2 protein-coding genes are annotated in these 2,265 nt (G+C 42.1%); both read left to right on the forward strand.

Annotated features, from left to right (window positions below):
- Positions 1-409 precede the first annotated feature (409 nt).
- Positions 410-814: a hypothetical protein gene (locus B5D35_RS23445; RefSeq protein ID WP_078754805.1), complete on the forward strand. Its 405-nt coding sequence runs from the start codon at positions 410-412 to the stop codon at positions 812-814.
- 252 nt (positions 815-1,066) lie between these two features.
- Positions 1,067-2,176: a hypothetical protein gene (locus B5D35_RS23450; RefSeq protein ID WP_078754806.1), complete on the forward strand. Its 1,110-nt coding sequence runs from the start codon at positions 1,067-1,069 to the stop codon at positions 2,174-2,176.
- Positions 2,177-2,265 lie beyond the last annotated feature (89 nt).

The following is a 2,265-nucleotide window of genomic DNA, read 5'->3' on the forward strand; positions in this document are numbered from 1 at the left end:
GCCTGAAACTCAGTATATTGCTTAAGAACCGAACAACTTTAGGCTGCCATGTCTTCCAACCGAATTAAGCAACAAAGCCAATCTGAAGATCTCAGAGACTGGTTGGAAAAGAGATGTACCCGATATCACGTTTTATGATCAAAAAGGGGGAGACCCCGCCATACACAAAACTTATAAACATACCGACGGATGGTTTCAACGAAAGCGTTTCGCCATTACAACTAATAATGATTATAAAATCATTCATAAATCTGCGGAAGAGACTAAACAATGTGCGCCAGAAACAAAATGGTACGAAGATAAATCACCACATGCTCTTTTACTTTGCAGCTCAGATTCAGGAGGGGCGTATTTAAATAGTTGGTTCATTGAGCCTGATGGAAGTAGTCGCATTGGTTATAAACAATACATGAATTACGACTATGGCAGTCTAAGCCACAAAGGCTTTCCAGAGCCGTATTTTTGTAATGACCCTGATGGTTGGGACGTTCATAGAAACTGGTTATACTGGCCGTTAATTGTTACAGATAAAATTTGGTACCACGAAAAATCAGAGGAAAACGAAGTTTCGGTGTATGTTTATCAACTGCATATACCTGAGGATACGCCTCTCTACTGGGGGCTTCATTGCAAACCTGAAAATCAAACAGCCGACCCCATACACGCGAGCATTACTGATGAATATGGAAACTCCGGCACATTTTCCATTATTTTCGAAAACAATGAAGACGGTTCCATTTCCACGGGAGCCAAAGTCAGTGTCAATCATGACCATGAAAGAGAAAATGATGAATTTAAGATGGAAACCGTGTGACAATCTCATGTTACACGTTCCATATTTAAATTCAAAAATTCACATAAAAATGAAATAATATTTTCACACTAGAGCCACTGAATTTATGAACCATCTTTTAGAGAAATAAAGGTTCAGTGGCTCAAAATAAGTCAACTATCTACCATGCTGAAAATTCTTATTTCCCTCAGGTGGTTCTATTGAAGGATATATCATCGAATAGAGCATCTGACAAAAATGCTTTGAATTTTTTCACAATCTTTGGAGTTTTTTATGACGTCATTCTATTCAAGTGCTAGTAACTTTTCTGGCGCAGAAGTGGGGGGAGTTGATCCTCGAACAGGACTTTTTAATATCTCTCTTCCTTTGATAAAACTTCTTTCTGGCTCACTGGCGGGTCCGCCTCTTTCTCTCGCACTACACTACTCCCCCCTGTCCACGATCAATAATGGTTTCGGGATAGGTTTTGAGCTCAACCTATCAAGTTACGACACCCATACCGGAAAGCTATTATTATCCACGGGTGAAGAGTACCGGGTTAGTAGTAGCGGGAAGATCGTTAAGCAAAAAAAGCTGAATAATTTTGCTTTCAAAAAGTTGGATGACGCCAATTGCCAGATTGTATATAAATCTGGCCTGATTGAGCACTTGTCACTGCATAAGTCAGTGTTTGTTCCTTCACGTATTTCCGGGCCTTGTGGTCGCAGCCTAAACCTTAGATGGAGCTCAAAATATACACCCGCTCGGCTCACACAAGTCTCTGATGGTGATGGCACAGTATTGTGTTCTATGGCATACCCCGACGAATCATACGCAACCACAACATTTACAGTCTTGCCTGACGATAATGAGCGTAGTTACGACACCATTTTTAAGTTCACCAATGAACATCTGGTGAAAGTGACCTGCCATATGGTTGAGCCCGCATTAGTTTGGACATTTGACTATGACGATGTAGGGCCGAAAAAAGGCTGCCGAGCGATCACGACAGTGGCGGCACCAACAGGCCTGATTGAACAAGTTCGTTACTATTCCGAAGAGGGCATGGCCTTTCCTGATATTGCCAAACTGCCAGCACTTCCCTGTGTTCAAAGACACACGGTGAGCCCAGGAGGCGGACAAGCCAAAAGCGTCACTCAGTGGACTTGGACAAAAAACAACTATCTCGGGAATAACGCTGGGCTAAACCAGTGGCAACCAGACACCGATGGGATGCTGAATATCTTACTCAGTGACTATCAATATGGATCCACCGCTGACCTAATGAGTTCTGATGGTAAAACGGTACTTAGTTCTGTAACAAGAAGGTATAACAGTTACCATTTGCAAGAATCAGAAGCCATGCTTAAGGACGGCAAAAAACACACAAAGACAACTCAATAGGCTTTGTTGCTTAATTCGGTTGGAAGACATGGCAGCCTAAAGTTGTTCGGTTCTTAAGCAATATACTGAGTTTCAGGCATACCCAGTCC

It is taken from the genome of Enterovibrio nigricans DSM 22720, assembly GCF_900167155.1.
Lineage (GTDB): Bacteria > Pseudomonadota > Gammaproteobacteria > Enterobacterales > Vibrionaceae > Enterovibrio > Enterovibrio nigricans.

What these genes read in the sequence shown, in the direction of transcription:
- B5D35_RS23445 (WP_078754805.1), top strand. Translation starts at nt 410, where the DNA reads ATGAATTACGACTATGGCAGTCTAAGCCACAAAGGCTTTCCAGAGCCG.
- B5D35_RS23450 (WP_078754806.1), top strand. Translation starts at nt 1,067, where the DNA reads ATGACGTCATTCTATTCAAGTGCTAGTAACTTTTCTGGCGCAGAAGTG.